This is a genomic window from Rudaea sp., assembly GCF_047601565.1.
Classification (GTDB): Bacteria; Pseudomonadota; Gammaproteobacteria; order Xanthomonadales; family Rhodanobacteraceae; genus Rudaea.
In genome coordinates, this window is sequence record NZ_JASGIY010000001.1 from 2450556 (window position 1) to 2475089 (window position 24534).

A 24534-nucleotide genomic window follows, 5' to 3' on the forward strand; every position below is an offset into this window, starting at 1 on the left:
CATGCCCGTGTCGAATTCCCCGCATTCCCTTTACGGCGCCGTCGAGGCCGGCGGCACCAAGTTCGTCTGCGCGCTCGGCGAGCCCGGCGGCCGCCTGGTCGCGGAGGCTTCGTTCGCGACGACGACGCCCGACGAGACGCTCGCCCGCGTCGCCGATTTTTTCGTCGAGGCCCGGGTGCGCCACGGCGCGGTCGCGGCGGTCGGCATCGGCTCGTTCGGGCCGGTGCACGTGCGCCGCGGCGCGCCGCAGTACGGGCGCATCGCGCGCACGCCGAAGCCGGGCTGGGAGGGGGTGGACATCCTCGGCGAAATTTCGCGCGGCGCGTGCGCGCCGGCGGCGATCGACACCGACGTCAACGTCGCCCTGCTCGGCGAAGCGCGCCACGGCGCGGGCGCCGGTTGCGACGACGTCGTCTACGTGACCGTCGGCACCGGCATCGGCGCGGGGCTCATGGCCAACGGCCGCATCGTCTACGGTTTCGCCCATCCCGAAGTCGGTCACATGCACGTGCCCAAGCTCGCCGAGGACGCGGCGTTCGCCGGAGTCTGCGCGTTCCACGGCGACCGTTGCATCGAGGGCCTCGCCTCGGGGCCGGCCCTGCGCGAACGTTGGGGCACCGGCGCTGAGAACCTGCCGCCCGAACATCACGGTTGGACGCTGCAGGCGCGCTATCTCGCCGCGCTGTGCGTCAACCTGCTCGTCACCTGCGCGCCGCGGCGGATCATCCTCGGCGGCGGCGTGATGATGCAGGCGCATCTGTTCGCGCGCGTGCGGATGAGCCTGTGCGAACTGCTCAACGGTTATCTCGACTTCGCCGCATACGGAATCGGGCTCGACGAACTCGTCGTGCCCGCGCGGCTCGGCGGTCGGGCGGGCGTCGTCGGCGCGCTCGAACTGGCGCGCGACTTCGCCACGGCGGGATGAGCGTCGCGACAGGGCGGGCGATGACGACTTCCGCGCTGCGCGTGCTCGTGATGCCCGACAAGTTCAAGGGCACGCTGACTTCCGCGCAGGCCGCGCGCGCGATCGTGCGCGGACTGAAGCGCGCGTGGCCGCACGCGCATTTCACGACGCAGGCGCTCGCCGACGGCGGCGAGGGATTCGCGCGTGCGCTGCTGTCCGCGACCGGCGGCGCGTGGCGCCGCGCACGCACGACGGACGCCGCGGGACGCGCCTGCGTCGCCGGCTGGGGCCTGCTCGGCGACGGCGCGACCGCGGTGCTCGACCTTGCCGCCGCATCGGGCCTCGCGCAGTTGCCGCCAGCCCTGCGCGATGCGTCGCGCACATCGACGTTCGGCAGCGGCGTGTTGATCCGGCGCGCGCTGGCGGCCGGCGCGAAGCGCATCGTCGTCGGCCTTGGCGGCAGCGCGACGAACGAGGGCGGCGTCGGTCTGGCTTCGGCGCTCGGCTGGAAATTCCTCGACCGCCACGGCGAGGCGATCGATTCGAATGGCGCGGGGTTGTTGCAGTTGCAGCGCATCGTCGCGCCGAAGCCGCGCCCGCGCGTGCGCATCCTCGCCGCGTGCGACGTCGACAACCCCTTGTTCGGCCGCCGTGGCGCGGCGTTCCAGTTCGCGCCGCAGAAGGGCGCCGATGCGCCGACGGTGCGCACGCTCGACCGCGCGCTGCGCCGGCTCGCGCGCATCGTCGAGCGCGATCTCGGCGTGGACCTCGCGCGCATTCCCGGCGCGGGCGCGGCGGGCGGCTGCGGATTCGGTCTGATGGCGTTCTGCGGCGCGCGCCTCGACTCGGGTTTCGACATCCTGCGCCACGAAATCGGCCTCGATGCGCTGGTGCGCGCGCACGATCTGGTCGTCACCGGCGAGGGCGCGTTCGACGCCACCTCGCTCGACGGCAAGGCGCCGTATCGCCTCGCGCAACTCGCGCGCGTGCATCGCGTGCCCGCGTGGGGCCTGTTCGGCCGCATCGACGTGGCGACGGCGAAGCTGCCGTTCGAGCGCGCGGCGGCGCTGGTCGCGGGCGACGCCGCGCTGCCTGCGTCGATCGACGCTGCCGAACATGCGCGGCGTCTCGAAGCGGCCGCTTGCGATCTCGCCGCGCGCGCCTGAAGCCGCGCCGCCGGCTATCATCGCCGCATGCGCAACCCCGCGCCGGGTCGTCGCACGTTGCACGCCACATCGACCGTCGATCGAGGAGAACTCCGTGTCCGGATTCCTGCTGCGCTGCTTCGCGTCGTTGATGATCTGCAATCTCGCGTTCGCCGCGACGTCGGCGCCGGACGACGCGGCGATTCCCGCGCCGCTGCGCGACTGGCGCGGCTGGGTGCTCAAGGATCTCGACTTCCGCGCCTGCCCGTTCCTCGCCACGCCGATGTCCGACGACGCGAACGGCCGCATCTGCGCCTGGCCGGGCCGCCTCAGGCTCGACGCCGACGCGAACGGCGCCGCGTTCGCGCTGCGCTGGCGCGTCGAGGCGCCGTCGTGGGTCGCGCTGCCGGGCGATGCGCAGCATTGGCCGCAGCAGGTCAGGGTCAACGGCCAGGCGCAGCCGGCGCTCGATCGCGATGGCGTGCCGGCGTTGTGGCTGAGCGCGGGAAACTACGACGTCGCCGGCACGATCGCCTGGCGCGAGCGCCCGCAGTCGCTGCGCGTGCCGGGCGCGATCGGACTCGTCGCACTGAGCGTCGACGGCAACGCGGTCGCGCCCGTGCAGCGCGACGGCGACGCGCTCACGCTCGGCCGTGGCGGCGCCGCCACGGCCGAGGCGGACAGCGTCGAACTGCACGTGTTCCGCGAATTGAGCGACGGCGTGCCGGCGACGTTGACCACCCGGATCCGCTTCGCCGTTTCCGGCCAGGCGCGCGAGGAAACGTTGGGTCCGGTATTGCCCGAAGGCTTCGTCGCGACCGCGCTCGTGGGCGACTGGCCGGCTCGACTCGACGACGACGGCCGCCTGCACGTGCAGGTGCAGCCGGGCGCGGCGACGCTGGCGTTGGACGCGCGCGCCGTCGCGCCGCTCGCCGCGTTCGTCGCGCGCATCGCCGCCGCGCCATGGCCGCGGCAGGAAATCTGGAGCTACCAGGCCGCGCCGCGCCTACGCGCGACGAACGCGGTCGCGCCGCTGTCGGTCGACCCGCAGCAGGCGCAGGTGCCGGACGAGTGGCGCGGCCTGCCGGCGTTCGCGCTCGGCGACGGCGACAAGCTCGCGATCGAGGAACGCTCGCGCGGCCTGTCGCCCGACGACGCCAACCGGCTCACGCTGCGTCGCGAGGCGTGGCTCGATTTCGCCGGCGGCGGCTGGTACGCGAAAGACGTCGTCGCGGGGTCGATGGTGCAGGGCTGGCGCCTCGACGTCGCCGCGCCGTTCAAGCTCGAACGCGCCGACGCGGCCGTCGCAGACAAAGCAGGCGAGGCGTTGCTGGTCACGCGCGGCGCGAACGAGGCGCTGTCCGGCGTCGAATGGCGCACGCCGAACGTCGATCTCGCCGGCAGCGTCCGCATCGACGCCGTGGCGAACCTGCCCGCGGCCGGTTGGCAGCAGACCTTCGACCGCATCGACGCGACGCTGCATTTCCCATTCGGTTACCGGTTGCTCGCCGCGCCGGGCGCCGACCGCGTCGAAGGCAGCTGGATGTCGCGCTGGACCCTGCTCGACGTGTTCGTTGCCGCGATCGTCGCGCTGCTCGCGTGGCGCCTGCTCGGCATCGTCGGCGCGCTGGCCGCGACGGCGTATCTCGCGCTCGGCTACCAGGAGTCCGGGTCGCCGCTGTGGACGCTGGTCGCCGTGCTCGCGCTCGGCTTGATCCTGCGCGTGCTGCCCGCGGGGAAATTGCAGATCGCCACGCAATGGCTGCGGCGCACGGCGCTGCTCGCGCTCGCGCTCGTCGCGCTGCCGTTCGTCGCCGACCAGGTGCGCTATGCGTTGTATCCGCAATTGGAGGAGGGCGGCGGTTACGCGTACTACGTCGCGGGCGATGCCGAGCGCGTGGTCGGTGGCGCGCCCGCCGACAACGGCACGCTGTATCGCCACAAGTTTCATCGGATCATGCCTGCGCAAGCGCCTGCAGCTGCGCCGCCGGCCTTGGAGGATGAGGCCGCGGCGATGGCCACTCCGCTGCCGAGTCCGGCGCCGAAGATCATGGAGAAACGCATGGATGCCGGCCCGCAACGCAATTCCGCGGGATTGGAATCCGTCGCCGTCACCGGCAGCAGGATCGCGCAGTCCCGGCTGATCGACCACTACAGCCGGTCCACCGTGATGCAGACCGGCGCGGGCGAGCCGGACTGGAGCCTCGGCAGCACCGCGCAACTGGGTTGGAGCGGGCCGGTCGCGCCGGCGCAGAACGTGCGCCTCGTCATCGCGCCGCCGTGGCTGGTGCGGCCGCTGCGCTGCGTACTCGTCGCGCTGCTCGCTTGGCTGGCGTGGAACGCATGGCGTGGCCGCGCGCAATGGCCGCGGGCGTCGCGCACGGCGGCGGCCGGCGTGGCCGCGCTGGCGATCGCGGCATGCCTGTGCGCCGCGCCGGCCGCGCGCGCGCAGGACCTTCCCTCCGACGAACTGCTGCAGCAACTGCGCGCGCGCCTGACCGAAGCGCCGAAATGCGCGCCGGCCTGCGCGAGCGTCGCGCAGATGCAGTTGTCCGCCGGCGACGACGCGATAACCGCGGTGCTCGAGATGCACGCCGGCGAACGCCTCGCCGTGCCGCTGCCGCGCGCGGACGCGGGCGCCACGCTGAAAAGTGTAAAAGTGGACAACGGCGTCGACGTGCCTGTCGCCCGTGCCGCCGACGGCGGCGACTGGATTGCGCTCGACCGCGGCGTGCACCGCGTCGAGGTCGCCTACGCGGCGCACGCCGATCGCCTCGCGCTGAATTTCGCCCTCGTGCCGGCGCGCGCGCTGTTCGAAGGCGGCAAGGGCTGGACCGCGAGCGGCATCGAGGACGACCGCCTGCTCGGCACCGGCGTCAACCTCGCCCGGGCGCGCGCCGGGGCAGGCGCGAAGCCCGAACTCGGCGCGCAGCAGTTCCCGGCGTACGTGCGCGTCGTGCGCTCGCTGTCGCTCGGCCTCGACTGGAGCGTGCGCATGCAGGCGCAACGCCTGTCGCCGGCAAGCGGCGGCATGACCGTCTCCGTTCCCGTGCTCGCCGGCGAGCACGTGTCGACGCCGGGTATAAAAGTACAGAATTCCACGGCGACCGTCGCGATCGCCGACGGCGCCGCGGAGGCGGCGTGGAGCGGCACCTTGGACAAGGCCGACACGCTGACCCTGACCGCGCCCGCGCTCGCCGACCGCGCCGAGGTCTGGCGCGTGCTCGTCAGCCCGACCTGGCACGCGGAGTTTTCCGGCGTGCCCGGCGTCGGCCTCGACGCGGACGAGGACGCGAACGACTACCGCAACTTCGAATTCCATCCGCTGCCCGGCGAAACCCTGACCGTGAAAGTCACGCGACCCGCGCCGGTCGCGGGCGCGACGCGCGCGATCGACGCGGTGGCGCTGACGAGCGAGGCGGGCCAGCGCGGCGCCTCGCACACGCTGAATTTCACGCTGCGCGCGAGCGAGGGCGGCGAGCAGACGATCGCGCTGCCGACCGGCGCCGACGTCACCGCCGTGCGGCGCGACGGCGAAACGCTGGCCCAGCGCGCGCGGGACGGCAAGCTCGCGCTGCCGGTCAAGCCCGGCGTGCAGCGCTACGAAGTGGCGTTCCGCGATGCCGCCGCGCTCGGTTTCGCCGCGCGCACGCCGGCCGTCGCGCTCGGCCTGCCCGCGGCGAACGTCGCGTTGTCGCAGCAACTGCCGGCGGATCGCTGGCTGCTCGCCACGTCCGGCCCCGCGGTCGGCCCGGCGGTGCTGTACTGGGGCGAACTCGTCGTCATGATCGCCGTCGCCTGGGCGCTGGCGCGCACGCGGCGCACGTCGCTGAAGTTCCGCGACTGGCTGCTGCTCGGCCTCGGCTTTTCGACGTTTTCGTGGATCGCGTTGCTCGTCGTCGTCGCCTGGCTGTTCGCGTTCGATGCGCGCGCACGCTGCGCGACGAACGAACCGTGGTGGCGCTTCGATCTCGTCCAGGTCGCCCTGGCCGCGCTGACCGTCGTCGCGCTCGTCGCGCTCGTTTCGGCGATTCCTCAGGGCCTGCTCGGCGCGCCCGACATGCACGTCGCCGGCAACGGTTCCGGGGCGCAGACGCTGACGTGGTTCGCCGACCGGGCCGCCGACGCGCTGCCGCAGGCGGGCGCGTACTCGTTGCCGCTGTGGGTATACAAAATGCTGATGCTCGCCTGGGCGCTGTGGCTGGCGAATGCGCTGATCGGCTGGCTGCGCGACGCCTGGACCGCGTGGACGCGCGGCGGCTACTGGCAGGCGCGACCCGAGACGAAACGCGTGGCGACGACCGTCGCCGCGCAGCCCGGTGCGGAGAAAGCGTGAGCGCGGCGACTGTACGCTCGCTGCTGGCCGATGGCCTCGCTGCGCTGGGCGGTCGCGGCGAAGGCGGCGAATGCACGGGCGAATTCCGACGCGAAGCGGAAGTGCTATTGCAGCATGCGCTCGGCGTCGACCGCGCGTGGCTGTTCGCGCACGCCGACGACGAGGTCGCCGCGGCGCCGGCCGGGCAGTTCCGCTGTTTCGCTTCGCGCCGCGCGGCCGGCGAGCCGATTGCCTATATCGTCGGGCGGCGCGAATTCTTCGGACTCGACCTGCTCGTCACGCCCGCCGTGCTGGTTCCGCGCGCCGAAACGGAACTGCTGGTCGAACTCGCGCTCGAAAGGATTCCGCCGCATGCCGCGTTGCGTATCGCCGATCTCGGCACGGGTTCGGGCGCGATCGCGCTCGCTCTGGCGCACGCGCGCCCGCGGACGCGCGTGCTCGCGACCGACGCCAGCGCCGCCGCGCTCGCGGTCGCGCGCGAGAACGCGCGGCGCCTCGCGATCGCCAACGTCGAGTTCGTCGAGAGCGATTGGTTCGCCGCGCTCGCCGGACGCGAATTCGACCTGATCGCCAGCAATCCGCCGTACATCGCGCTCGGCGACGCGCATCTCGGCGTGGGCGACCTGCGCTTCGAGCCGGCGCTCGCGCTGTCGTCGGGCGCCGACGGCCTCGACGCGATCCGCACGATCGCGCGCGAGGCAAGGCACCATCTCGCGCCGGGCGGCTGGCTGTTTGTCGAACACGGGCACGACCAAGGCCGCAGCGTGCGCGACATCCTCGGCGCGAACGGATACACGAACGCGGCGACCGCCTGCGATCTCGAGAACCGCGAACGGGTTTGCGGCGCAAGAGCGTGACGATACGCATCCACGTACAAGTGGGCGGCTGATGCGGAACGTAAAGGTGATCGGCCCGTGGCCCGTAGGTTGGCGGTGAGCGCAGCGAACCCCAACAATCAACCACCCCGAAAACCTGCCGCTCGCAAGCGTTCCAGGCCCATTATGCGCGTTGGGGTTCGCTGCGCTCATCCCAACCTACCGCGCTGATCCGAACCTGAGGTTTCATACGCGGAGATCGAAGAAACTCGACTCTGAAGACTCATGTCGCCGCCGCCTGCGCGTGGCGGTATGTTCGGACTTGCGAAGTTCTGAACATCCCCCCCGCGACAGGAGGCAGCCATGTCACTTTACGCAGCCATCGATCTGCATTCCAGCAATAGCGTGCTGGCCGTGATCGACGAAACCGATCGGCCCTTGCGGCAATGCCGCTTACCCAATGAATTGCCGGCAATCCTCAAAACGCTGGAGCCTTTTCGAGAGGAGATTGCCGGTCTGGTTGTCGAATCGACCTACAACTGGTATTGGCTCGTCGATGGCCTGAAGGATCATGGCTATCGTGTGCACTTGGCCAACACCGCGGCCGTGCCGCAGTACGACGGACTCAAGTACAGCGGTGACGAATCCGATGCCCGGCACTTGGCGCATCTGTTGCGTCTGGGGATTCTGCCCGAAGGGTATATCTACCCGCGCGATCAGCGTGCGATTCGCGACCTGCTGCGTCGCCGCTTCCAGTTGGTGCGCATGGCCGTCGGTCTGATGTTGTCGGTGCAATCGAGCTGGGCCAGACATACCGGACAGCGCATCTCGGCCAATGCGGTGCGCCAGCTCTCGGGCGAAGTCATCGAGCGGGCCTTGCCCGATCCGTCGGTGCGCTATGGCGTGCTGGCTCAGTTGCAGGTCTGGTTGCACGTGGAAGAGCAGATTCGGCAGGTGGAAAAGTGGGTCCTCGCCTCGCCCGTCCGCCATAGCGAACAGCGCGTATTGCGTTCGATACCGGGCGTCGGTTCGATTCTGTCCATGACGATCGCGCTGGAAACCGGAGACGTCGCGCGCTTCGCCGAGGTGGGCGACTATGCTTCGTATTGCCGCATGGTCAAGAGTGAGCGCATTTCCAACGGCAAGAAGAAAGGCCACGGCAACCGCAAGTGCGGCAATCGCTACCTGGCTTGGGCATGGATCGAAGCGGCGAACTTTGCCACGCGATTCAGCCCGCCCATCCAGCGCTGGTTCGATCGCAAGGCCAGTCGATGCCATAAGGTCGTCGCCCGCAAGGCCGTAGCGCACAAGCTCGCACGAGCCGGCTACTTCCTGATGCGCGACGGCGGCCGCTTCGACGTGCAGCGCGCGTTCGGATGATCCGATCATGCCGGCGGCGATCCGCTCGCAACGGGGTTGGCGTCCAGCCCGGACTCTGAATAGCGATCCTCGCCGGCGCCCGTGTTGGAGGAAACCGCCCATCGTCCGAGCCCTCTTGGGTTGATCCCCTTCGGGTGAGATCAGGCATCTGTGCGCCGCATCGCGGGCACCTGGACGGCACGATGGCAACCGACGAGTGTTTGGGAGCGCAGCTCAGGGGCGAGAAGCCTTGATCCAGAACGGTGACTGGGCGGAATCCTTCCGCATCCACCCGACAACACCAGGCAGCGGTTCATTCACGACACGGCATTACCGTTCCTCTTCCGCTCTTCCGAGCGGAGTGGATATCTTGTTGCCTATTGACGGAGGCGGCGAAATGGTGACACCGTTTTCGTTTTGTTTTCGTTTTTCGTTTTCCCGTTTTCCGGGGTTTTCGCTTGACAAGCGTCAAAATTGCATCATAATTGCGTCATTCTATAGCCAGCTATCCGCCTATGAATGCCGTCCTGAACCACGACCATGCCGCCCGGTTCCTGGAGGAACTGCGGGAGCCGGGGGCGGCCTATTTTTCCCCGTCCGCCTTCAGTGAAACGCTGCACATTACGATCCAGCGGTTGGCCGAATTGGCGAAGGTGCACCGGACCACGACCACCCGTTCGCCGGACGCCGAGAAGCTGCAGGATTTCCTGCGCGATGCGGCGAACGTGCTCGCGATCGCGGTGGAACTGACCGGCGGCGATCGGCAGCGGGCCGTGTTCTGGTTCCGCAACGTGCCGCTGCTGGAATTGGATGGACGGACGGCGGAACAACTGGTGGCCGACGGCCTCGCCGAGAGCGTGCGCGACTACCTGATCAACCTGTCGGCTGGCGCCACCGGATGATCTACGCTGCCGTCGGACCGGAGGCGGCGTACTACCGCGTGCTGACGCCGAACTGGGCGTTCCAGCCCCGCAGCGGCGCCGGCGCTGCGGCCAAGGGCGGCCGCTTCAATCGCCCCGGCACGCACGCGGTGTATCTGTCGGCCGCGCCGGAGACTGCCGTCGCCGAATACGGGCAGGCGCAACGCTTGTTCTCGCCCGGCACCGTGGCGGCCTATCGCGTCACGCTCCGCCGCATCGTCGACTTCAGCGCCGGCTACTCGCCGGCGTGGGACGCGCTGTGGCGGGACTGGGACTGCGCGTGGAAGGATTCTGTGGTTCCGCCAGCGGATCGAACCGCCGACCTGGGAGATGGCCGACCGGGTGCTGGCGTCGGGTGCGGTCGGCCTGGCGTTCCCGTCGACGCAGCAACCGGGCGGCGGCAACCTGGTGGTGTATCCGGATATGCTGACGGCCGACGACCTGTTCGAGGTGCACGATCCAGACGGCCTGCTGCCGCGCGATCGCAAGTCCTGGCCCGACCCCGGCTGAGAGCAGGGGGTAGGAGTCGACTTTCTCGGCATATCGTCATGACTGAGTTGAGCCGCCTTCAGGGCTCGATTCCGCTCTGCGGTTTGCAGGGAATGCCCGGCTGACGCAGCGCCGAGAACGTATGCGGCGGCTCGATTTCGGTGGCGAAACAAACCGGGATCCTGCAGCAGCAACGCGACGGCGACGCGCACGAGCGAGCGCTCCTGCGGGCGCGCGAGCCCGACGTGGGAAAACGGTGTCTGGAAAACGGTGTCAGAGGCACTTTCCGCAACCATCAGAAAGTGTTTCGGAAAGTGTCTCCGGAAAGTGTCTCTGACACCGTTTTCCCCAACTCATTTCGCAGCGTGATCAACCTTGCACAACAGCGGGGCGCCACAGCCATATTCTCGGGCTCAATGGGCGACGCCGTTTTCGGCCGCGCTGAGCCGCTGCTGGCGGCGGCCGAGTACGTCCGCCGGCATGGCATTCGGCCCGGCCTCTTTCGGGTGGCATACGATGTCGCTCTGCGGCAACGCTTGTCGGTGTGGCGCGTACTCGGTTTCGCCTTATATGCCGGTCTTCTAAGGCCACCGCGTGGACCGTGGAGTCACTACATGTATGAAAAGTCGCGATCGTCTCACGACTCATACTTGCATGGTCGTATGCTCACCCCGGAAGCTGTTTCGCAATTCGAGCGAGAGCTCCAGCGCTTCGTGCATCCGTGGCTTCAAAGGGCCGAGCAGCTCTCGATCGGAAACCTGATGTTGATTTCAATCCTGACACTGGAAATGCCATACGAGTTGCCTTTTATTTGCCGGACCGATCCCCCGATCGTTCGACCTCTTACGGGACAGCCGCTGGTCGAATGCAGTCTTCGCGTCGAATCGTTTCTGAATGTGGCTGGCGGCTGGGACCGTGCTGTTGCACGCTTGGCATTCGCCAACGACCTGCCGGCGGATGTTATTCGACGGAACACCAAAGGCGGCCCTTCACGGACGATACGCGAGGTTATCGACAAAAACGTTTTGCTGATCCGAGAAATGCTTCTGGATGGCATTCTCGTGAAGGAGAAATTGCTCGACCCCAAACAGATCGAAGCAGCCCTGCCAACTGTGCCCACGAAAGAACCGTCTAGAACGGGAGCGTTAATGCATCATCTTTACATCGAAGCTTGGCTCCAACATTGGACGGCGAACGCGCAGCAGAGAGCATGATGACACAAAGCGGGGCGGATGCATTCATCTGGTATGCAACGCATCTTGCGTGCCTCAACCGCATTGCCGCGACCGACTCTACCGCGTACTTTGGTTTGGAACCGCCAACACGCAAAGCTCGGTATCGAGTTGGCGTGTACTCGTCTCGCGCGAGCGGCATGGACTCGGCCGAACATAGTCGATGTCGAACCACCCGAGTTCGACGGTAGCGTCCGGCAGAAACTGTGGGTGGAATGCGATGCCAGCGGTAGTGACGTCGGCCCGTTCTGGAGCGAGATCGGGATTCGCTCCGCTTGCGGCGAGCACTGTTGCATCACTTGGCGCACCCGCGATTCCGACTGCACTCGCTTTGTATACCGCCACGCTAGACGCCCCGTATTGCTGGGTAAGTGTGGGTGCCTTGAAGCTCTTGCCCCAATTTGCCCGGATGTCGAGGCTCGGTGTTACGTTCCAGATCGCCCCGATCTTCGGGTTGGTCGTACCGCCGAAAGTGCTGTAATCGTCGTAGCGAAGGGCGCCGTTGAATGACAATTTCGTAAGGACGGGAAGACTGATTTCGCTGTAAACGTACCGATCCGAATTTGTTACTTCTGGAACCGACCCGTTACCGGTGATGAGGTTTTTTTGCTCGAACGCTACTTCGCGCCACCCGACGCCGAACGAGGCTCGCGCATTCCCGCTGGGGAGCGCAAACAACGCGCCGTCCAGATCGATACCTCTTCTTCAATCCCGTCTCGAATAAATGAAGTGGGGTTTGCGGCAGGAAACGGTTTCGCAGGGGAGGAAGCCGTTCAACGCGGCATCAACACGATCTCATGCGTATCGCTGCGCGCCACGCGCACGGGGAAGACGCTGGCCAATGCCGCGGCGATAGCGGCGTTGTCGCCAATGCGGAAACTGCCGCCCACGGGCAGATCGGCCAGCCGCGGATCTCCCACGCGCAACTTGACCGCGGAATAGCGGTTGGCTTCGGCCACGGCTTTGGCCAGCGGCAGGCCGCTGAAATCCATGCGACCGTGAGTCCACGTGTCGACCAAACTCGTATCCACTTGGCGCACGCGGATGCCGACAATGTTGTCGCCGTACCGGGCCTGTTCGCCCGGCGCCAATTGCTTGCGCTCGGCCGGCGCAGCGACTTCCACGCTCCCTTGCAACAGAGTGACCGTAGCCATGCCATCTTCGTTGCGAACCTGAAACTGTGTACCCAGGTCGGTGACGGTGCCTTGGCCCGCGATCACCGTGAAGGGATGGTCGGCGTCGTGCGCGACCTCGAACATCGCCTCGCCGTGTTGCAGCGTGACTTCGCGCCGCTCGCGGCTGTAGCGCACCAACACTTCCGTCTGGGTGTTGAGGATGATGCGGGTGCCGTCGGTCAATCGTTCGGTGCGCTGCTCGCCCAGGCCGGTGCGGTATACCAGCGCCGGCGGCGCCGGCGTCCGCAGTTGCCAGAGGCCGGCGCCGAACAGGGCCACGGCCGCCAGACCTGCCGCCGCCAGCAGCGGCCGCCAGCGGCGGGTTGTCCGGCGTCGGCGCGGCGCCGTGGCGGCCATCGCCGCGGCGGTCATCTCGCGCAGACGTGCGGAGTGCTGCAACCCTTTCCACTGCTCCCATGCGCGTTCGGTCTCGGCGTAGGCGCCGGCATGCGCTTCGCTTTGCCGGCGCCACGCCTCGAAGGCCGCTTCCTCGCCGGCGCTGCGGGCGCCGTCGCGGCGCTTGGCTAACCAGTCGGCGGCCTGCTGTTGGATGGCGTCGTGCGCGGGGCTCATGCTGCTACTAACACTCAAGGGTCGATGTTCCCTACCTGGGCGCGGCATTGCAGGATCGCTTTGGCGAGATGCTTTTCGACCATCTTCACGGAAATGCCGCAGCGCTGGGCGATCTGGGCATTGCTCAGCCCTTCGATGCGGCTGAGCAGGAACACCGTGCGGCACTTGTCAGGCAAGCGCGCGACGGCCGCTTCGAGCGATTCCAGGCAGCGCCGCGCCTGCCACTGGCGCTCCACGGCGGGCGCTTCGGACGCCACATCGAACTCGGCGAAATCGGTGGGCTGTTCGAGCTGATGCAGCGCGTTCCAGCGCCAATGGTTCTTGAGCACGTTGTGGGCGATGGTGAAGAGCAGGCTGCGCAGCAACGCGGGCGACTGATCGCTGCGGTAGCGCATCAGCCGGTTCCAGGATTCCTGCGCGAGGTCGGCGGCATCCTGCGGCTGCGCGCCGCGGTCGCGGAAGAAGGTCAGCAGGTCGGCCTGGTTCTCGCGCACGAAGGCGTCGACCCCGGCGTCGCATGGCGGCGCTTCTGCCCATTCGGCCCAGGACTTCGACACGCTGACGCCCCTCGCTCTCCGCTACGGCATATCAATATTCTGTTTAGCTCAAGCTAGTGTCAATGGCCGGCGCCGCGGAAACCCTAGAAAATGCGAGGGGTTGCAGTGAAAACAGCACGTTTGTGCGAAACCTATCTAGATCGAAACACGCGAAGGCGACGCAACCCTACCTTCTCTCCCCGACAAAAGTGTCTCGACAAAAGTGTCTCTGGCACCGTTTGACTGTTTAACTCGTTTGACTCACCGTTTAACTTGATGGGCGATGCGGTCGACAACGTGCCCGGCGTGGAGAAATGCGGACCGAAGACGGCGGCGAAATGGCTGGCCGAGTACGGCACGCTGGACGGCGTGATCGCGAACGCCGACAAGGTCGGCGGCAAAATCGGCGAGAACTTGCGCCGGGCACTCCCGCAGTTGCCGCTGTCACGCACGCTGACGGTCATCAAGACCGATGTCGCGCTGGCGGAAAAGCCGGCCGATCTTGTGATGCGCGACGCCGATACGGAAACGCTGCGCGAGCTGTACACGCGCTACGAGTTCAATGCGGCGCTGAAGGAACTGGAGGCTGCCGCGCCAGCCGCGGATGCGGTGAGTCGATCCAGTTCTTCGGGCATGGATGAAAACCGCTCAACGCTCCGAAAACAGCAAGAGCAATGAGCAAGAGCTGGATTTCCGCCTGCGGCAAGAGAGATTCGTTGCTGCGACAGATTCGGAATACTGGGCGTGTCTTTGTTTCCAGAACCGGGAGCAGAAGGAAGCGTTTCTGTCCGCGCTTGGAATCTTGGATATTGGCGACAAGTATTTGGACGGCCCGCTTGTCGCCAAACGGCTTGGAATCGAATTGCCATCGGCAGAAGTGCCGTACAACCCGACTCCAAGGATTGATCCTGATTGGGCCGCTATGACGTGAGGAAACACACAATGGCTACGAAGAAGAAAGTGACCGGGAAAATCAAGGCGAAGGTTGGCGGCAAGAAGGGCGGCGGTCGCAACACTGCATCCAGGGCCGCTTCGCGCACTTCCGGTTCGTAATCCCCCGCCAGCCTTCGGGCTGGCACTTATTCAGGCCGCTACTGCATTCCGGTTGCGGCCAAGGTGGATTTCCACCGAATCAAACGGCACGAAAACCGCGTCTACGGCATCGCGTTCGATCAAGCCGAGCGTTTCCAGTGCGGCCACGTCACTGTGCACGTTGGAATAGTTGCGGCTCGCGGCCTTCGCCAGAGCGTACACGCTGCACGCGCCTACCTTGCGAAGGGTATCGAGCAGTTCGACGCGGGATGGCGTGAGCTTGGAGAACAGCAGTCGGGCCGAATCGAAGTGTAGCCGGTAATCCGCTGCGGGCACGGGTTCCCCCGCGTCCACGCGACGAGCGATGGTTAGGGCGTGATCGAAGGTTTCGCTGCGAGTGGCAATATCGATGATGGCTTTCATGGTTTGGGTTCTCCGGTGAGTCGGGCAATGTCGGCGTGGAAGTCTTGGATCAGGGCGGCAAGCGTTGTGAATGTGTAGATTTCCTCGCGTTCGCCGTAGTGCCGGTGATCGCCTTTCCCCGCCTCGTTGTCGTAGCGCACGATGCACACGCCTTCGGTCGTTCCGCAGTAGAGCCGGTACTTCAACCCGTGTGGCCTTTCCTCGGTTTTCGCGGGAAGCAACCAGACAACGCGCTGAACTATCAGGGCGTCGGTGACGGTTTTGTCGTTGATGATGGGTTTCGCTTCCATGCGTTGCATTGTAGCATCATATTGTGAAAATGCAATATATCACTCACACCACAACAGGAGGCCGCGAAAGCGGCTTTTTTTATGCCCGCAGGAAAGTCAAGAAACGGCCAGAAAACGAAGCCGGAAACCATCGAAGCGAAAGAGCGAGCCGCAAAGGCGCTTGAACTTCGCAAGGAAGGCCGAACGTTCTCCGACATTGCGCAGGAGTGCGGGTACAACAGCACGCAAGCGGCTTTCGATGCTGTAAAGCGATCCATCGACGCCATTAGCCGCCTCGCTCGGCGTGACTTTCACGCGCACGGGTGCGCAGCGGCGCGAGCCGCTGCGCGAGCTTTGGCAGCCTCATGTCTTGCGAGGCCAGTACCGATAACCGACGCGCTCGTAATACTCTTGGGTAACGGGTATGCTTCGTATTGCCGCATGGTCAAGAGTGAGCGCATTTCCAACGGCAAGAAGAAAGGCCACGGCAACCGCAAGTGCGGCAATCGCTACCTGGCTTGGGCATGGATCGAAGCGGCGAACTTTGCCACGCGATTCAGCCCGCCCATCCAGCGCTGGTTCGATCGCAAGGCCAGTCGATGCCATAAGGTCGTCGCCCGCAAGGCCGTAGCGCACAAGCTCGCACGAGCCGGCTACTTCCTGATGCGCGACGGCGGCCGCTTCGACGTGCAGCGCGCGTTCGGATGATCCGATCATGCCGGCGGCGATCCGCTCGCAACGGGGTTGGCGTCCAGCCCGGACTCTGAATAGCGATCCTCGCCGGCGCCCGTGTTGGAGGAAACCGCCCATCGTCCGAGCCCTCTTGGGTTGATCCCCTTCGGGTGAGATCAGGCATCTGTGCGCCGCATCGCGGGCACCTGGACGGCACGATGGCAACCGACGAGTGTTTGGGAGCGCAGCTCAGGGGCGAGAAGCCTTGATCCAGAACGGTGACTGGGCGGAATCCTTCCGCATCCACCCGACAACACCGGGCAGCGGTTCATTCACGACACGGCATTACCGTTCCTCTTCCGCTCTTCCGAGCGGAGTGGATATCTTGTTGCCTATTGACGGAGGCGGCGAAATGGTGACACCGTTTCGTTTTTGTTTCGTTTTTCGTTCGGCGTGCCGCCGCCGAAATGCAGTTGCACGAGCGGGCGGTCGCGGTCGAACAGCGGCGCCGTGAGTTCGATCTCGCGATCGATAGATAGAGGCGGGTGAGATAGACGTCGGCCTTCGCGCGGTCGCGCGTGATCACGCGCGTGCAGCCGCAGTAGAGGCAGGGGCTCGTGCAGAACGGCACGCGCACGTAGAGCGAGAGGCGGTGCGGAATCGGATCTTCGTTCGACGCGCGCGCAATGCCGCGCAACGCATTCTCGTCGAAGCCGTCGCGGAAGTTCGGCGCGGTCGGATACGAGGTTTAGCGCGGCCCCGGTACGTCGTAGCGGGCGATCAACTCGGCGTCGAACGATGCCGATGGGGTGGAGGCGATCATGTCGCGATCATGCGGCCCGTACCGGCTGCGGGCATTGATCCAGGTCCAGGTCAAAGCGGCGGCATCAATGCGTCGGCGGCGCACAGTCGAACGGCAGCCACGCGTGCAGCCAGTGCGCGCCCGGCAGCCACGGGCCCGCGACGGTGAGGGCGGCGCCGGCAAGCAGGACGAAGCCGGCCGTGCGGCGCGCACCGGGCAGGCGCGCCCAGCCGGCGAGGCGCTGCGCGCCGAGCGCGCCGGCGAACAGCGCCGGCGCGGTGCCGAGGCCGAACGCGGCCATCGTCGCCGCGGCGTCGAGCGCGTCGAGGCGCATCGCCGCGATCAGCAGCACCGTGTAGACGAAGCCGCACGGCATCCAGCCCCAGACCATGCCGAACGCGAGCGCGCGCGGCAGGCTCGTCACCGGCAGCAGGCGGCGGCCGAGCGGGGCGAGCTTCTTCCACAGGCGCTGGCCGACGCCGAAGCCCGGATCGCGCACGCGGCCGAAGGCGACGAGCGCACCGAGCAGCAGCACGACGGCCGCGACGGCGCGCAACGCGTTGCGCACGGCGTCGAGATCGATCAGCGCGACGAAGCCGCCGAGCACGCCGCCCGAGAGCAGGCCGGCGAGTGTGTACGAAATAATGCGGCCGAGCTGGTAGGCGGCGAGCAGCGAGGTGCGCGGGCGGCCGTCGGCGCGTTTCGCGGTGGCGAGACCGAGCGCGGCGGTGATGCCGCCGCACATGACCAGGCAATGGCCGCTCGCGGCGAGGCCGAGCAGCAGCGCGGCGGCGAGGGTGAGGCCGCCGCTCACGGCTCGCGATCCGGCGGTGGCGGCGGTTGATCCGGATCGTCGAGCAGCGGCAGCAGGCTCGGCGTGTCCATGTCGTCGAACTGGTCGTGGTCGACGGCCCAGAAGAAGGCGATGCCGGCCGCGATCAGCATCAGGATCGAGACGAGGATCAGCGCGAGCAGGATGTTCATGCGACGGCCTCGCGTTCGAATCGTGCGGCGCGATGTTCCCGTTCCGTGCCGCGGCCGATGCGCAGCGCGTTGAGCACGACGACGAGCGAACTGGCCGACATGCCGATCGCCGCAAGCCACGGCGGCACGAAGCCGAGCGCGCCGAACGGCACGACGCAGAGGTTGTAGCACAGCGCCCAGCGCTGGTTCTGGCGCAGGATGCGCATCGTTTCGACCGCAATGGCGCGCGCCTGCGCGATCGCATCGAGGCGCTCGCCGCGCAGCACGATGTCGCTCGAGGCCTGGGCGAGATCGGCGCCCGCGGCGAGCGCGATGGAAACGTCGGCGCCGGCCAGCACCGGCGCATCGTTGATGCCGTCGCCGACCGCGATCACGCGCGCGCCCTGTGCGCGCAGCGCGCCCAGGCGCGCGAGCTTGTCGGCCGGGCGCTGGCGCGCGTGCCATTCTTCGATGCCGAGGCGGGCGGCGACGCCGGCGACCTTGGCCGGGGCGTCGCCGCTGGCGATTTCGACGTCGATGCCGGCAGCGCGCAACGCGGCGATCGCATCGGCCGCGTCGGCGCGCAGGCGCTCGGACAGATGGAACGCGGCGATCGCGCCGTCCGCATCGGCGAGCACGATGGCGTCGTCGTATTCGGGCGCGGTTGTGCCAAGCGCGAAATCCGCGCGGCCAAGGCGCAGGTCGCGGCCGTCGATGCGACCTTCGAGGCCGCAGCCGGCGACTTCACGCAGCGCATCGACCGTCGGCGCCGGCACATCGCCGGCCGCTTCGGCAAGCGCACGCGAAACCGGGTGACGGCTGCCGCGCGCGAGCGCCGCGGCCAGCGCGAGCGCATCCGCGCGCGTGCCCGCGCGCACGAGGTCGATGCGTTCGAGCGCGAGTGACGGCAGGGTCAGCGTGCCGGTCTTGTCGAACACGACATGCGTGGCGGTCGCGAGCGCTTCGATCGCGTCGGGACGCACGACGAGCACGCCGCGGCGCGCGAGCACGGCCAGCGCGCGCGTCAGCGCGGCCGGCACCGCGAGCGCGAACGCGCACGGGCAGGAGACAACGAGCACGGCCAGGGTCGCGGTGAACGCGCGCACCGGATCGACCAGGCTCCAGACCAGCGCGGTCAGCGCGGCGAGCGCGAGCACGCGTGCGACGAAACCCGCGGCGGCGCGTTCGCCGGTTTGCGCGAGGCGCGGGCGCTCGGTCTGCGCGCGCGCGACGAGCGCGGCGATGCCGGCGAGCACGGTGCCGGCGCCGACCTGGCGCACGCGCAGGCGCGCCGGCCCCTGCACGACGAGGCTGCCGGCGACGAGCGCATCGCCGGGGTTTTTCGCCACCGCCGCGGATTCGCCCGACAGCAGCGCCTCGTCGACGTGGCAGCGCGTGCTTTCCAATACGCCGTCGGCCGGCACCGTGGCGCCTTCGGCGACGTGGACGAGGTCGCCCGACGTGAGCGCGCTCGCGGCGATGCGTTCGAGCGATGCGTCCGCGCGCACGCGCTCGGCGAACATCGGCATCAGCCGCGCGAGCGCGTCGCCGAGATCGCCGGCGCGATGGCGCGCGCGCATTTCGAGGTAGCGGCCGACGAGCAGGAAGAACACGAACATGCCGACCGAGTCGAAGTAGACCTCGGCGCCGCCGCGCAGCGCTTCGACGAGGCTGGCGAGATAGATCAGCGCGACCGCGAGCGCGACCGGCACGTCCATGCCGAGGCGGCGTGCTTTCAGCGAGCGCACGGCGCCGGCGAAGAACGGCGCGGCGGCATAGAACACGACCGGCGTCGCCACGAGCAGGCCGAGCCAGCGGAACAGGTCGCGCGTGGTCGCGTCCATCGCATCGAACGCGCCGAGGTAGAGCGCGCTCGCGTACATCATCGCCTGCATCGCGCCGAAGCCGGCGACGATGAGACGCTTGAGCGCCGCGCGCGATTCGCGCCGGCGCGAATCGTCGAGCGCGGCGACGTCGAGCGGCAGGCCGCGATAGCCGGTGCGCGCGAGCGCGTCGAGGATCGCCGGCAGGTTGCATCGCGCCGGATTCCAGGCGACGCGCGCGCGCTGCGCGGCGGCATTGACCTGGACGCGGACGACGCCGGGCACCGCGACCAGCGCGCGTTCAATCAGCCAGACGCAGGCGCTGCAGCGGATGCCTTCGACGAGCAGGATCGTCTCGCGTTCGCCGGCGCCGAGTTCGCGCACGACGTGGCGGGCGATGTCCTCGCGCGCCCACGCGGCATCGACGGCGTCCGCCGCGGGCTTTTGCGCGGGCGCGCTGCGCAGGCGGTAGTAGTCGGCCAGGCCCAGATGTTCGATCCATTCGGCCGCGGCGCGGCAGCCGTGGCAGCAGAAGATGCGCTCGGTGCCGCCGATCGCGGCGCGCGGCGCGGCGTCCACGGGCAGCGGCTCGCCGCAGTGCCAGCAGCCGCCGCCGTCCATCAGTTTTTCTCCGCCGGAGGCGGCCGCGACACCGGCACCTTGAACACCTGCTCACCCACGTTCGGCAGCGGCTCGTCGGCATGGCGTGCGCCGAGCACGATCATCGAGATGCAGCCGGCGACGATTGCCGCGAACAGGGCGATCGCCAGCCAGACGACGGGCTGGCGATGCCACTGCTGCCCACGCAGATTCGGTCCGGCGGCCATGCGCTCGGCCTCAGCGCGCGGCCGTTTCCGCATTGGCGTGCGATTGCGCGACGATCCACGCGACGATCAGGCGCACGTCGCGCTCGCCGAGGCGTTGGCGCCAGGCGGGCATCGTGCCGATGCGGCCGTCCTTGATCGTCTGTTCGATCATGGCGAGGTCGCTGCCGTAGAGGCGCTTCGCGTAGGTGAGGTTCGGCGCGCCGAGCGCGGGATTGCCCTTGCCTTCGGGGCCGTGGCAGGCGGCGCAGACGCCGAACTGCGGCTTGCCTTCGGCGGCGAGCGCGGGCGTGTTGGGCGAGTCGGACAGGCTGAGCACGTAGTTGGCGAGTTGCTCGACGTGCTGCGTGTCGAGCGAGGCGCCGAACGGCGGCATCGTGCCGGTGCGGCCGTCGAGAATGGTCTTCACGATCGTCTCGGGCGTGCCGCCCCAGAGCCAGTCGGCATCGGTCAGGTCGGGCGCGCCGACGGCGTGGCCGCCGCGGCCGTCGAGGCCGTGGCAGGCGGCGCAGTTGTCGACGAACAGGCGCTGGCCCATGCGCGTCGCTTCGGGCGCAGCGGCGAGCTGCTCGATGCTGCGGCCGTCGAAGCCCTGCAGAACCGGGTCGAGCTTCGCGTCGTTCGCCGCCTTGTCGTCGGCGAGCTGCGTGTGCGCGCTCCAGCCGATCGCGCCCTTGTACGCGCCGAAACCCGGATAGAGCACGAGATAGCCGATCGCGACCGCGAACATCGATGCGGAAAGGATCACCCACCAAATCGGCAGCCGGCGCACGCCCTCGCGCAGCACGCCGTGCGCCCAGACGTGTCCGCTCGTGCCGTCGGCCTGGGTCGGAATCTTGACGAACTGACCCCACACGAACAGGAACAGCGTGATGCCGAGGTTGAGCACGATCAAGAACATGATCCAGCCGGACCAGAATGCGCTCATCGTTGATCTCCTTCGTCTTCCATCGGCAGACGCGCGAGCGCGTCGAACTTGTCTTTGTGACCGCTGTGCCACAGCCAGATCCAGATGCCGATGAAGGTCAGCATCATCAGCACGATCAGCGCGCCGGTGAGATGGCCCCAGAGTTCGTTCATGGCGCAGCCCCCTTCGCCGGCGCCGCGGCGCCGGCGGCCTTGGCCGGCTCGTTGGCGATGCCGAGGCCCTGCAGGTAGGCGACCAGCGCTTCCATTTCGGTGTGGCCCTTCACCGCTGCGGGAGCCTTGGCGATGTCGTCGTCGGTGTACGGGTCGCCGAGCATGCGTAGCACCTTCATCTTCTTCACGATCTCGTCCGCATCGGCCCAAGCCTGCGACAGCCACGGATAGTCGGGCATGTTCGACTCCGGCGCGACCGCGCGCGGATTGCGCAGGTGGACCATGTGCCATTCGTCGCTGTATTTGCCGCCGACGCGCGCGAGGTCCGGCCCGGTGCGCTTGGAGCCCCACTGGTGCGGACGGTCGTAGACCGATTCCTCCGCGGTTGAATAGTGGCCGTAGCGTTCGGTCTCGGCGCGCAGCGCGCGGATCATCTGCGTGTGGCAGAGGTAGCAGCCCTCGCGCACGTAGATGTCCTTGCCGGCGAGGCGCAGCGCGTCGTAGGGCTTGACCCCCACGGCCGGCTTCACTTCGTGTGCGCGCATGAACAGCGGCGTGATCTCGGCGAGGCCGCCGATCGAGACCATGATCGCGGTCAGGATGCCGAGCAGGCCGGCATGCTTCTCGATCGCTTCGAAATACTTGTATCCACCAGCCATCGTCGTCTCCTCAGCCTGCGACCGGCAATGGGGCCGGGATCTGGTGCGGTTCGGGGTCGGGAATCGGCACCGGAATCGGCTTGATGATCTTGGCGCGCGCGTCGGCCGCCGTGTACCAGAGGTTCCACGCCATCACCCACATGCCGAGCCAGATCAGCACGCCGCCGAACCAGCGCAGGATGTACATCGGCTTGATCGCGAGCAGGCTGTCGATGAACGGATAGGTCAGCGAGCCGTCGGGGTTGGTCGTGCGCCACATCACGCCTTCGGTGACGCCGGCGATCCACATCGCGATGACGTAGACCAGCGTGCCGGACACGTGCAACCAGAAATGCAGTTCCATGCCCTTGCGCGAATACATCGCCGGCCGGCCGAGCGCGCGCGGCGCCATCGCGTAGAGCGAGCCGATCGTGATCATCGCGACCCAGCCGAGCGAGCCGGAGTGGACGTGGGCGATGGTCCAGTCGGTGTAGTGCGACAGCGAGTTCACCGTCTTGATCGCCATCATCGAACCTTCGAACGTCGCCGCGGCGTAGAACACCAGGGCGATGACCATGAACTTCGCCGCCGGATCGTCCTTGAGCCGGTGCCACGAGCCGTTGAACGTGAGCAGGCCGTTGGCGGCCGAGCCCCAGCTTGGCATCAAGAGGATCAGCGAGAACGCCATGCCGACCGACTGCACCCAGTCGGGCAGGGCGGTGTAGAGCAGGTGGTGCGAGCCGGCCCACATGTAGACCGAGATCAGCGCCCAGAAATTGACGATCGAGAAGCGGTAGCTCCACAGCGGCTGCTGCGCCTGGCGCGGCACGAAGTAGTACATCATGCCGAGGAAACCCGCGGTCAGGAAGAACGCCACCGCGTTGTGGCCGTACCACCACTGCACCATCGCGTCGACCACGCCGGAATAGATCGGGTACGACTTGAACAGCGACACCGGCACGGCGAGGTTGTTGACGATGTGCAGCAGGCCGACCGCGATGATGAAGGCGCCGTAGTACCAGTTGGCCACGTAGATGTGGCGGATGCGCCGGCGCGCGAGCGTGGCGAAGAACACCACGCCGAACGATACCCAGACGACCGCGACGAGGATGTCGATGAACCATTCCGGTTCCGCGTATTCCTTGCTCTGGGTGATGCCGAGCGGCATCGTCACCATCGCCAGCACGCAGATCAGCTGCCAGCCCCAGAAGGTGAAGTTCGCCAGCTTGCCGAGCGCGAGGCGGGTGTGGCCGGTGCGCTGGACGACGTAGTAACAGGTGCCCATCAGCGCCGAGCCGCCGAAGGCGAAGATCACGCCGAAGGTGTGGTCCGGGCGCAGGCGGCTGAAGGTCAGCCAGGGGATGTCGAGGTTCAGCGCAGGCCACGCCAGTTCGGCCGCGGCGTACATGCCGGCGAGCATGCCGATGATGCCCCATACCGCCGAGGCCAAGAGGAACAGGCGCACGACGTGGTCGTTGTAGGTTTCGGTATTGGGCATGGACATTCCTCGCAGGACGTTGCCGATCGATCTCGAAGCAGGATGCTTTCCCGGCGCATGACAGGCACCTCGTGGACGCGCACGCCCGCGATGGCCGGTTCACGACTTCAATCATGCGAATTTTTTCACGTGTTGCTGCGCGGCAAATTGACCGAGATCAATTCGCGCCGTGGTCCGCAGGTGGAAAAATTCCTACTCGAGCCGGTTGCCGCGCGTTCCATTTACAAAACGTCCGCAAAGAAGCCTGGCCGTTCCTTCCCCCACAAGCGGACGGCGCGAGAGCAGAGCGCGGAATTTTCTGCAGACGCCTTCTCAGTCCTTGCAGAACAGCGCGAACATCGTCGCCATGAGCTTGCGCACGCGCGCATCGGCGATGCGGTAGCGGATCGATTGCGCGTCGCGCCGGCCGGCGACGACGCCTTCGCGGCGCAGCAGCGACAGGTGCTGCGAGACGACGCTCTGGGCGAGGCCGAGTGCTTGCGCGAGTTCGCCGACCGAGCGTTCGCCGTCGAAAAGCCGGCACAGCAGCAGGCGGTTGCGGCTCGCCAGGCCTTTGAGCACGGCGACCGCTTCGTCCGCGTGGCGCTGCATCGCCGCGGCCGCCGTGTCGGCGCGCGGTTTTTTCGCGGGGGTGCGGGCGCGTTTCATGGCTTGGCGAGGATACCGCGCTCACAGCGCGTCGAGCGGAATTTTCAGATAGCGGATGCCGTTGCCTTCGGCGGGCGGGAAGCGGCCGGCGCGCATGTTGACCTGCACCGACGGCAGCAGCAAGGCCGGCATCGCCAGCGTCGCGTCGCGCGCGTTGCGCAGTTCCACGAATGCGTCTTCGCCGACGCCGCCGCGCACATGGATGTTGCTGTTGCGCTCAGCGCCGACCGTGGTCTCGCAGACGAACGCGTCGCGGCCGAGCGCCGCCATCAGCAGCACGGCCGCGAGGCCGATCAGGGCGCCGCCGAACGATGCAATGAGCCAGCTTTCCATATATTCATATTCGTATATTCGATATTTCTAATATAAATCTGATAA

25 protein-coding genes and 4 pseudogenes are annotated in these 24534 nt (G+C 67.5%); 12 read left to right on the forward strand and 17 right to left on the reverse strand.

Annotation, left to right across the window (positions count from 1 at the left end; translation table 11 throughout):
• Positions 1-7 precede the first annotated feature (7 nt).
• The 9 genes and pseudogenes from QM741_RS10665 to QM741_RS10705 all read left to right on the forward strand — a co-directional run bounded on the left by QM741_RS10665 (position 8) and on the right by QM741_RS10705 (position 11182).
• Positions 8-925: an ROK family protein gene (locus QM741_RS10665; protein WP_415207684.1), complete on the forward strand. Its 918-nt coding sequence runs from the start codon at positions 8-10 to the stop codon at positions 923-925.
• Between the two features lie 20 nt (positions 926-945).
• Positions 946-2070 (forward strand): glycerate kinase, encoded by a 1125-nt coding sequence (locus tag QM741_RS10670; RefSeq protein ID WP_415207685.1) that lies wholly within the window; start codon positions 946-948, stop codon positions 2068-2070.
• Between the two features lie 94 nt (positions 2071-2164).
• Entirely contained in the window at positions 2165-6385 is a 4221-nt protein-coding gene (locus tag QM741_RS10675; RefSeq protein WP_415207686.1) for a hypothetical protein, read from the forward strand.
• Positions 6382-7242, forward strand: a complete 861-nt coding sequence (gene prmC / locus QM741_RS10680; protein WP_415207687.1) for a peptide chain release factor N(5)-glutamine methyltransferase — start codon at positions 6382-6384, stop codon at positions 7240-7242. Before QM741_RS10675 ends, prmC begins: the two co-directional genes overlap by 4 nt.
• Before the next feature lie 321 nt (positions 7243-7563).
• Entirely contained in the window at positions 7564-8580 is a 1017-nt protein-coding gene (locus QM741_RS10685) for an IS110 family transposase (protein WP_415205730.1), read from the forward strand.
• A 494-nt stretch (positions 8581-9074) separates the two neighbouring features.
• Positions 9075-9461, forward strand: a complete 387-nt coding sequence (locus QM741_RS10690) for a hypothetical protein (RefSeq protein ID WP_415207688.1) — start codon at positions 9075-9077, stop codon at positions 9459-9461.
• Positions 9458-9724: pseudogene (locus QM741_RS10695) on the forward strand (RES domain-containing protein); the annotation flags it as partial. The gene QM741_RS10690 and the pseudogene QM741_RS10695, both read left to right, overlap by 4 nt.
• Positions 9675-9989 (forward strand): RES family NAD+ phosphorylase, encoded by a 315-nt coding sequence (locus QM741_RS10700; RefSeq protein ID WP_415209111.1) that lies wholly within the window; start codon positions 9675-9677, stop codon positions 9987-9989. The pseudogene QM741_RS10695 and the gene QM741_RS10700, both read left to right, overlap by 50 nt.
• A 140-nt stretch (positions 9990-10129) precedes the next feature.
• Positions 10130-11182 carry an asparagine synthase-related protein gene (locus QM741_RS10705; protein ID WP_415207689.1) on the forward strand — a complete coding sequence of 351 codons (1053 nt, stop codon included), beginning with the start codon at positions 10130-10132 and terminating at the stop codon, positions 11180-11182.
• 78 nt (positions 11183-11260) lie between these two features.
• Here QM741_RS10705 and QM741_RS10710 read toward each other — a convergent pair whose 3' ends face one another.
• From QM741_RS10710 to QM741_RS10720, 3 genes are all read right to left on the reverse strand, one after another.
• Positions 11261-11878 carry a TonB-dependent receptor gene (locus tag QM741_RS10710; protein ID WP_415207690.1) on the reverse strand — a complete coding sequence of 206 codons (618 nt, stop codon included), beginning with the start codon at positions 11876-11878 and terminating at the stop codon, positions 11261-11263.
• 95 nt (positions 11879-11973) lie between these two features.
• On the reverse strand, positions 11974-12948 hold the full coding sequence (locus tag QM741_RS10715; protein WP_415207691.1) for a FecR family protein: 975 nt from the start codon (positions 12946-12948) through the stop codon (positions 11974-11976).
• Positions 12949-12962: 14 nt separating this feature from the next.
• On the reverse strand, positions 12963-13505 hold the full coding sequence (locus QM741_RS10720; protein ID WP_415207692.1) for an RNA polymerase sigma factor: 543 nt from the start codon (positions 13503-13505) through the stop codon (positions 12963-12965).
• Between the two features lie 252 nt (positions 13506-13757).
• On the opposite strand from QM741_RS10720, the pseudogene QM741_RS10725 reads away from it, so the two are divergent.
• A pseudogene (locus QM741_RS10725) lies at positions 13758-14084 on the forward strand (5'-3' exonuclease); the annotation flags it as partial.
• Positions 14085-14121: 37 nt separating this feature from the next.
• Positions 14122-14415 (forward strand): hypothetical protein, encoded by a 294-nt coding sequence (locus QM741_RS10730; RefSeq protein WP_415207693.1) that lies wholly within the window; start codon positions 14122-14124, stop codon positions 14413-14415.
• 152 nt (positions 14416-14567) lie between these two features.
• Here QM741_RS10730 and QM741_RS10735 read toward each other — a convergent pair whose 3' ends face one another.
• From QM741_RS10735 to QM741_RS10745, 3 genes are all read right to left on the reverse strand, one after another.
• Positions 14568-14939 carry a hypothetical protein gene (locus QM741_RS10735; RefSeq protein ID WP_415207694.1) on the reverse strand — a complete coding sequence of 124 codons (372 nt, stop codon included), beginning with the start codon at positions 14937-14939 and terminating at the stop codon, positions 14568-14570.
• Positions 14936-15229: a DUF6516 family protein gene (locus tag QM741_RS10740; RefSeq protein WP_415207695.1), complete on the reverse strand. Its 294-nt coding sequence runs from the start codon at positions 15227-15229 to the stop codon at positions 14936-14938. The genes QM741_RS10735 and QM741_RS10740 overlap by 4 nt, the downstream gene beginning before the upstream one ends.
• Positions 15230-15325: 96 nt before the next feature.
• Positions 15326-15523: a hypothetical protein gene (locus QM741_RS10745; RefSeq protein ID WP_415207696.1), complete on the reverse strand. Its 198-nt coding sequence runs from the start codon at positions 15521-15523 to the stop codon at positions 15326-15328.
• A gap of 96 nt (positions 15524-15619) precedes the next feature.
• Between QM741_RS10745 and QM741_RS10750 the strand changes: the two genes are divergently transcribed.
• On the forward strand, positions 15620-15916 hold the full coding sequence (locus QM741_RS10750) for a transposase (RefSeq protein WP_415207697.1): 297 nt from the start codon (positions 15620-15622) through the stop codon (positions 15914-15916).
• Between the two features lie 410 nt (positions 15917-16326).
• Here the strand turns inward: QM741_RS10750 and QM741_RS10755 are convergent.
• The 11 genes and pseudogenes from QM741_RS10755 to QM741_RS10805 form a co-directional block, all read right to left on the reverse strand.
• Positions 16327-16703, reverse strand: a pseudogene (locus tag QM741_RS10755) (coproporphyrinogen III oxidase); the annotation flags it as partial.
• 64 nt (positions 16704-16767) lie between these two features.
• Positions 16768-17496, reverse strand: coding sequence for a sulfite exporter TauE/SafE family protein (locus tag QM741_RS10760; protein ID WP_415207698.1), 729 nt, complete (start codon positions 17494-17496; stop codon positions 16768-16770).
• Entirely contained in the window at positions 17493-17666 is a 174-nt protein-coding gene (ccoS, locus tag QM741_RS10765; RefSeq protein WP_415207699.1) for a cbb3-type cytochrome oxidase assembly protein CcoS, read from the reverse strand. Before ccoS ends, QM741_RS10760 begins: the two co-directional genes overlap by 4 nt.
• The gene (locus tag QM741_RS10770) at positions 17663-20089 is read right to left on the reverse strand and encodes a heavy metal translocating P-type ATPase (protein WP_415207700.1); all 2427 of its coding nucleotides are present in this window, start codon (positions 20087-20089) and stop codon (positions 17663-17665) included. Before QM741_RS10770 ends, ccoS begins: the two co-directional genes overlap by 4 nt.
• Positions 20089-20295 (reverse strand): hypothetical protein, encoded by a 207-nt coding sequence (locus QM741_RS10775; RefSeq protein ID WP_415207701.1) that lies wholly within the window; start codon positions 20293-20295, stop codon positions 20089-20091. Before QM741_RS10775 ends, QM741_RS10770 begins: the two co-directional genes overlap by 1 nt.
• A 10-nt stretch (positions 20296-20305) precedes the next feature.
• Complete coding sequence (gene ccoP / locus QM741_RS10780; protein ID WP_415207702.1) at positions 20306-21220, reverse strand: cytochrome-c oxidase, cbb3-type subunit III; 915 nt, start codon at positions 21218-21220, stop codon at positions 20306-20308.
• Positions 21217-21372 (reverse strand): cbb3-type cytochrome oxidase subunit 3, encoded by a 156-nt coding sequence (locus QM741_RS10785; RefSeq protein ID WP_415207703.1) that lies wholly within the window; start codon positions 21370-21372, stop codon positions 21217-21219. Before QM741_RS10785 ends, ccoP begins: the two co-directional genes overlap by 4 nt.
• Entirely contained in the window at positions 21369-22031 is a 663-nt protein-coding gene (gene ccoO / locus QM741_RS10790) for a cytochrome-c oxidase, cbb3-type subunit II (RefSeq protein ID WP_415207704.1), read from the reverse strand. Before ccoO ends, QM741_RS10785 begins: the two co-directional genes overlap by 4 nt.
• 10 nt (positions 22032-22041) lie before the next feature.
• Positions 22042-23508, reverse strand: a complete 1467-nt coding sequence (ccoN, locus tag QM741_RS10795; protein ID WP_415207705.1) for a cytochrome-c oxidase, cbb3-type subunit I — start codon at positions 23506-23508, stop codon at positions 22042-22044.
• A 312-nt stretch (positions 23509-23820) separates the two neighbouring features.
• Positions 23821-24156: an ArsR/SmtB family transcription factor gene (locus QM741_RS10800; protein ID WP_415207706.1), complete on the reverse strand. Its 336-nt coding sequence runs from the start codon at positions 24154-24156 to the stop codon at positions 23821-23823.
• A 21-nt stretch (positions 24157-24177) separates the two neighbouring features.
• A pseudogene (locus QM741_RS10805) lies at positions 24178-24420 on the reverse strand (MBL fold metallo-hydrolase); the annotation flags it as partial.
• Between the last annotated feature and the right edge of the window lie 114 nt (positions 24421-24534).

Excerpts from the sequence above, each read along its gene's own strand:
- QM741_RS10670 (WP_415207685.1), top strand. The coding sequence starts at position 946 with ATGACGACTTCCGCGCTGCGCGTGCTCGTGATGCCCGACAAGTTCAAG.
- QM741_RS10685 (WP_415205730.1), top strand. The coding sequence starts at position 7,564 with ATGTCACTTTACGCAGCCATCGATCTGCATTCCAGCAATAGCGTGCTG.
- QM741_RS10690 (WP_415207688.1), top strand. The coding sequence starts at position 9,075 with ATGAATGCCGTCCTGAACCACGACCATGCCGCCCGGTTCCTGGAGGAA.
- QM741_RS10715 (WP_415207691.1), bottom strand. The coding sequence starts at position 12,948 with ATGAGCCCCGCGCACGACGCCATCCAACAGCAGGCCGCCGACTGGTTA.
- QM741_RS10730 (WP_415207693.1), top strand. The coding sequence starts at position 14,122 with ATGAAAACCGCTCAACGCTCCGAAAACAGCAAGAGCAATGAGCAAGAG.
- QM741_RS10735 (WP_415207694.1), bottom strand. The coding sequence starts at position 14,939 with ATGAAAGCCATCATCGATATTGCCACTCGCAGCGAAACCTTCGATCAC.
- QM741_RS10740 (WP_415207695.1), bottom strand. The coding sequence starts at position 15,229 with ATGGAAGCGAAACCCATCATCAACGACAAAACCGTCACCGACGCCCTG.
- ccoS (WP_415207699.1), bottom strand. The coding sequence starts at position 17,666 with ATGAACATCCTGCTCGCGCTGATCCTCGTCTCGATCCTGATGCTGATC.
- QM741_RS10770 (WP_415207700.1), bottom strand. The coding sequence starts at position 20,089 with ATGGACGGCGGCGGCTGCTGGCACTGCGGCGAGCCGCTGCCCGTGGAC.
- QM741_RS10775 (WP_415207701.1), bottom strand. The coding sequence starts at position 20,295 with ATGGCCGCCGGACCGAATCTGCGTGGGCAGCAGTGGCATCGCCAGCCC.
- ccoP (WP_415207702.1), bottom strand. The coding sequence starts at position 21,220 with ATGAGCGCATTCTGGTCCGGCTGGATCATGTTCTTGATCGTGCTCAAC.
- QM741_RS10785 (WP_415207703.1), bottom strand. The coding sequence starts at position 21,372 with ATGAACGAACTCTGGGGCCATCTCACCGGCGCGCTGATCGTGCTGATG.
- ccoO (WP_415207704.1), bottom strand. The coding sequence starts at position 22,031 with ATGGCTGGTGGATACAAGTATTTCGAAGCGATCGAGAAGCATGCCGGC.
- ccoN (WP_415207705.1), bottom strand. The coding sequence starts at position 23,508 with ATGCCCAATACCGAAACCTACAACGACCACGTCGTGCGCCTGTTCCTC.
- QM741_RS10800 (WP_415207706.1), bottom strand. The coding sequence starts at position 24,156 with ATGAAACGCGCCCGCACCCCCGCGAAAAAACCGCGCGCCGACACGGCG.